This window comes from Citrobacter sp. Cy070 (assembly GCF_030332245.1).
In the GTDB taxonomy this organism is placed as follows: domain Bacteria; phylum Pseudomonadota; class Gammaproteobacteria; order Enterobacterales; family Enterobacteriaceae; genus Citrobacter; species Citrobacter youngae.
Genome location: NZ_JAOWIG010000090.1, coordinates 1 through 4,939, shown reverse-complemented (window position 1 = coordinate 4,939; position 4,939 = coordinate 1). Strand labels below are relative to the sequence as shown.

General features: G+C 51.3%; 6 protein-coding genes and 1 pseudogene. 4 read left to right on the top strand and 3 right to left on the bottom strand.

Annotated features, from left to right (window positions below):
* The 3 genes from OGY19_RS21185 to OGY19_RS21180 all read left to right on the top strand — a co-directional run.
* A partial coding sequence (locus OGY19_RS21185; RefSeq protein WP_286596269.1) for an IS3 family transposase occupies positions 1-899 on the top strand: 899 nt, incomplete at its 5' end.
* A gap of 60 nt (positions 900-959) precedes the next feature.
* A complete protein-coding gene (locus tag OGY19_RS24510; RefSeq protein ID WP_353655378.1) occupies positions 960-1,049 on the top strand; it encodes a hypothetical protein in 90 nt (29 codons plus the stop codon).
* A 483-nt stretch (positions 1,050-1,532) separates the two neighbouring features.
* A complete protein-coding gene (locus OGY19_RS21180) occupies positions 1,533-2,477 on the top strand; it encodes an ArdC family protein (RefSeq protein WP_286597169.1) in 945 nt (314 codons plus the stop codon).
* Between the two features lie 305 nt (positions 2,478-2,782).
* Here OGY19_RS21180 and OGY19_RS21175 read toward each other — a convergent pair whose 3' ends face one another.
* From OGY19_RS21175 to OGY19_RS21165, 3 genes and pseudogenes are all read right to left on the bottom strand, one after another.
* Positions 2,783-3,082: a hypothetical protein gene (locus OGY19_RS21175; RefSeq protein ID WP_286597167.1), complete on the bottom strand. Its 300-nt coding sequence runs from the start codon at positions 3,080-3,082 to the stop codon at positions 2,783-2,785.
* A 179-nt stretch (positions 3,083-3,261) separates the two neighbouring features.
* Complete coding sequence (gene mobC, locus OGY19_RS21170; protein ID WP_286597165.1) at positions 3,262-4,014, bottom strand: MobC family replication-relaxation protein; 753 nt, start codon at positions 4,012-4,014, stop codon at positions 3,262-3,264.
* Positions 4,015-4,022: 8 nt separating this feature from the next.
* Positions 4,023-4,640: pseudogene (locus OGY19_RS21165) on the bottom strand (TraM recognition domain-containing protein); the annotation flags it as partial.
* Positions 4,641-4,697: 57 nt separating this feature from the next.
* On the opposite strand from OGY19_RS21165, the gene OGY19_RS21160 reads away from it, so the two are divergent.
* A partial coding sequence (locus OGY19_RS21160; protein ID WP_000179208.1) for an IS1-like element transposase occupies positions 4,698-4,939 on the top strand: 242 nt, incomplete at its 3' end.

The following is a 4,939-nucleotide window of genomic DNA, read 5'->3' as shown; positions in this document are numbered from 1 at the left end:
GCGGCGTACTTCGCAAAGCTGTCCGACTGAGGTACGCCTTTATCCGTGACAACACCCATTGCTGGCCTGTCCGACTGCTTTGTCGGGTGCTGGATGTGCATCCGAGTGGTTTTTACGCCTGGCTTCAGCAGCCGGATTCACGGCGGCATCATGCTGACCTGAGGCTGACGGGGCTGATAAAGCAGTTCTGGCTGGAGTCGGGTTGCGTTTATGGTTATCGCAAGATCCACCTCGACCTGCGAGATACCGGACAACAGTGCGGAGTTAATCGTGTCTGGCGACTGATGAAGCGTGCCGGGATAAGGGCTCAGGTCGGGTACCGTAGCCCACGGGCACGTAAGGGTGAAACCAGCATCGTGACGCCCAACAGGCTCCAGCGGCAGTTCAACCCGGAAGCACCGGATGAGCGTTGGGTAACGGACATCACCTACATCCGGACTCACGAAGGCTGGCTGTATCTGGCTGTGGTTGTTGACCTGTTCTCGCGCAAAGTTATTGGCTGGTCAATGCAGCCCCGGATGACAAAGGATATTGTCCTGAATGCACTTCTGATGGCCGTGTGGCGACGTAATCCTCAAAAGCAGGTGCTGGTTCATTCTGATCAAGGCAGTCAGTACACAAGCTATGAGTGGCAGTCGTTCCTGAAATCACACGGGCTGGAGGGCAGTATGAGCCGTCGCGGTAACTGTCATGACAACGCAGTCGCAGAAAGTTTTTTCCAGCTACTGAAACGTGAACGGATAAAGAAAAAGATCTACGGAACGCGAGAAGAAGCTCGCGGTGATATTTTTGATTACATCGAAATGTTTTATAACAGTAAGCGTCGGCATGGTTCGAGTGATCATATGCCACCAACTGAATACGAAAACCAATATTATCAGCGGCTCGGAAGTGTCTAGATTATCTGTGGCGATTCAGTCAGCCACGGGGAAGCCTTACGGGATGCAGCTGTAAGGGGAGTGGGGATTGCCTTTCTTTCAGCATGGCTGGCCGGAGACGAAATCGCTAAAGGGGAACTGAGGATTATACCTGTTAAGCCCCCAGTATGATGCCCCGGTTACGGCGCTGTGGCCTGCTTCATAAAATCTCTCATCCCGGATCCGGATGGTGGTAGACAAACTGAACGCGGCGCTCAATAAGGAGACAGCCCGACCCGGTTGTGATTGATGCCGGAGCGAGACAATTTAAGAACAAACCGCCCCCGGTTAGAAGGATCGTTTCGCCCGGCAGGAAAATATACTAGCACCAACAAGAACTTTCTGTCAGTGCCAGTCCCCGACTCATTACCACCAGTCTTTTTTTCACCGCTGCGAAGCAAGGGGCGCTATGCCCCCGGCTATGTAGGGGTAGATTTTTTCTCCTGTGTGCTTTTTGTTCTCCATATCTGCTTCCGGTTAATCGTTTCCCTGCACAACCCGTCCCGCAAGGGTGAAGTGCACGCATGCTGCGCCCTTGCGGGCCAGAACGATGCCGGGAAAGCGAACCGTCAGGCGATACGAAGACGAAAATCACACCACTGACGGAGAAAAACCATGATGACTTCCCTGCATACCCAGACCAGCGCCCCTAACACCGCAGCGGCGACCAGCGTATCCCCGCTGGACCTGTCAGGCTCCTCAAAAACGAAATTGTCTAAAAGCAGAACCGATATTTATCAGACCGTCACCGACAGCATCATTGCGGCGCTTGAAGCGGGTGTTAAACCATGGTCCTGCCCGTGGCAGCGCGTACCGGGCATGTCAGGATTACCTTCAAACTACGCGACTGGTGCTGCTTATAGTGGGATGAATATCATGTTGTTGTGGAGCAGAGCGTCAGAACAGGGATTCAAGGATTCACGCTGGATGACCTACAAACAGGCAAAAGCGGAAGGTGGGCAGGTACGCAAGGGAGAACACGGTACGACCGCCATTTTTTACACCACGCTGGAGAAGGAAAATGACGACGGAGAAACTGATTATATCCCGATGCTGAAGACGTTCACCGTGTTTAACGTTGAACAAATTGACGGTTTGCCTCTGACAATGGAAACAGTCAGCCCGGAAGCAACCTTTGACCCTTTGCCGCAGGCTGAAAATCTGTTCCGGAAGAGCGGCGCAAATATCATTGAGAAAGGACAAAACGCCTTTTTCAGCCCCTCAAACGATGAGGTCTGGCTGCCGGAGCGTCACCTTTTTTCTGATGCTGCTAATTTCTACGCCACCGGCCTGCATGAGTTGGTGCACTGGAGCGGTGGTAAAAGCCGTCTGAACCGAGAAATGAAAGGGAAGTTTGGTAGTGAAGGGTATGCAGTGGAAGAATTAGTCGCTGAGTTAGGAAATGCATTTTTGATGGCAGATCTGGGGATTGTCGGAGAGGTTCAGCACGAAAGTTATATTGCTTCCTGGCTGAAAGCACTGAAAAACGACAAGCGCTATATTTTCAAAGCCGCCAGCGCGGCATCGAAAGCGCATCGTTATCTGATGGAGAAGGTCTGAACAGAAGAATAAGACGCCGCAAGGGAATGCGGGTTTAACCTGATATCGGGACAGGCGGAGTGACAGGGGGTTTCAATTTCCCTGCGAATTTTCCGGGCATACTATGTCCGGAAAATTCGCAGGCTGCGGGTTCGGGCGGCAAAGAGCCCGCGCATCCCGCAAAAAGAATGTTAACCCAGTGATTACGCTACTGGCGCAGCTTAGATCCTATGTTGTTGGGGTGCTGCGCGTTTAAGCAGGAGTCAGTGACTCCCACAGGAGGACCTACATCAGGCTCTGGTTGAAGGGGACAGGTTAAGAAAGGATTATTTTATCCTGGCGGCCATATTATCGGCCTCTGCCCCGAGGGAGTGTAAACGCTGCGCCAGAATGTCCACGCTTTCTTCGAGTTTATGACTCTGTTGCTGAATATCCTCCATCGTTTCTGATAAAATCTCATGGAGCAAAACAAAATTGGCGTGGAGGGCATACACAAAATCGTTGCCGCGTATCAGCAGTTCTTCGCGTGGCATGCCTTGCTGTGCGGAATGAGTCATCCATGTGACGAGTGCTTTTGCGCACATTTCAGTGAGTACGTCCGAAAGTGGGTCGGCCTTTCTGTTCATTTTATTGTCCTTTCTGATTTTAAATCAGTTGGTTGCCAGGAAATACGCTCAGTTGAGCATCCCTGTCGTCCAGCGAGGTCTAAAAATTCGCGAGAGGGCTGATGTTCGACGTTTGTTGGGCTGGGTAACCCCCTCCGGAGGTCTTTATCCTGCGTACATCCACGATAGGGGCCGGCATTTTAGTCGTGGTTGGTAGATGCTTGTTCCAGTTCATCCAGGGTACGGAACAGAAACATTTCCCGATTTTTCGCATCAAACGGAACGGGAACATGGTTTCTCGTCACCGTCCTGATGCTGCCAAACAGCCTGACCAGCGATTCTTTAGTTTTATCATCCGGCATAACATACATCGCATAGTGCCAGCGTCCGGCGTCGCTGGCGGCCAGATGGCTGTTAATGATGCTGATGTAGCGGGCGCGGGTTTTCAGCGAGCGCTCTGTTTCCACCGCAACGATGGCACCGCTGCTTAAGGTAATAATGCCGTCCGGTCGGTGCCGGACACCGGGATGCCGCGCCATAAACGCCCCCCGGTCGCCGTTCAGCCAGCCTGTGCCGCCTTTTTCCTCAAGGGCGATTCTGACCCGCTGGTTTAACAGGCGATGCTCCAGCGTCCAGTATTTGAGCCTTCCCGGCTCAAAATAGGCGGGAAAAACCGGGTCATCCGCGTTAACCACCCTTGCCAGACCCGGCATGGTGATCCCCCACAATGCCTTTGTCCCGGTCAGTACCGGATATTCATGTTTACTCAGAAATCCCAGCACCACCGCTCTATTAAGCAGGTTATACATCGCATGGTTATGTCTTCCTTTATAGCCGACAACTTTTTTTAAGGTATGGAAATCAGAAAATGTTTCTTCCTTAAGAAAACTCAGTAATGTCTCCATTCTCCGGTTTGCGGCTTCATTTCTTTCAGCAACATTATGAATAAGCATTAATGGCCTCACAGGTTAATGGAAGGTTTGTGAGTCTGATTGTTTTTTCCGGTATACAGCGGGTTTTTATGCTCAAACGAAAGCAGGTCGATATATTGCTTTTTTGCCGGTATGTGGAATAGTTTGGTTGCCTTCGCCAGATCATTCTGGGTAAAAACAAAACCAACAAATTTGGGCAGGTTAAGCAACATGTTGTTGTCTATATAATATCGTTCAGCCTGACGGATCATCCTGTCCGTTTCCATCTTCTCCGTCAGGGAGATATCCGTTTTCACTTTCCTCATTTCATCGTCTACAAGAATAGAACCGGTCATCCTTGCCACCCAGTCGGCGGTATCCGGATCGCGAAGGCGATAAACCAGCATAAATTTGCAGTTCTCAATCACCGAACCGGCAACGGCATCGCCATCCAGATCTGCCGGACAGTCATATAAATCTTTAACCGACTGGTGGGTCATGATGATATGTACACCTTTATCCCTCGCTGCGCCAAGTCCTTCAAGCGCAGGGCGGGAAAGGTGATACTTGAGTTCATCCAGGAAAATAGCGACCGGACGAGGTTTGCCTTTTATCCGGTCACGCGTTTCGGCTATCTGAATCAGACGGGTTAAAATCATTCGCTGAGCCGGGTGATGCTGCCAACTTACTGATTTAGTGTATGATGGTGTTTTTGAGGTGCTCCAGTGGCTTCTGTTTCTATCAGCTGTCCCTCCTGTTCAGCTACTGACGGGGTGGTGCGTAACGGCAAAAGCACTGCCGGACATCAGCGCTATCTCTGCTCTCACTGCCGTAAAACATGGCAACTGCAGTTCACTTACACCGCTTCTCAACCCGGTACGCACCAGAAAATCATTGATATGGCCATGAATGGCGTTGGATGCCGGGCAACCGCCCGCATTATGGGCGTTGGCCTCAACACGATTTT

Excerpts from the sequence above, each read along its gene's own strand:
- mobC (WP_286597165.1), bottom strand. The coding sequence starts at position 4,014 with ATGCTTATTCATAATGTTGCTGAAAGAAATGAAGCCGCAAACCGGAGA.
- OGY19_RS21180 (WP_286597169.1), top strand. The coding sequence starts at position 1,533 with ATGATGACTTCCCTGCATACCCAGACCAGCGCCCCTAACACCGCAGCG.
- OGY19_RS21175 (WP_286597167.1), bottom strand. The coding sequence starts at position 3,082 with ATGAACAGAAAGGCCGACCCACTTTCGGACGTACTCACTGAAATGTGC.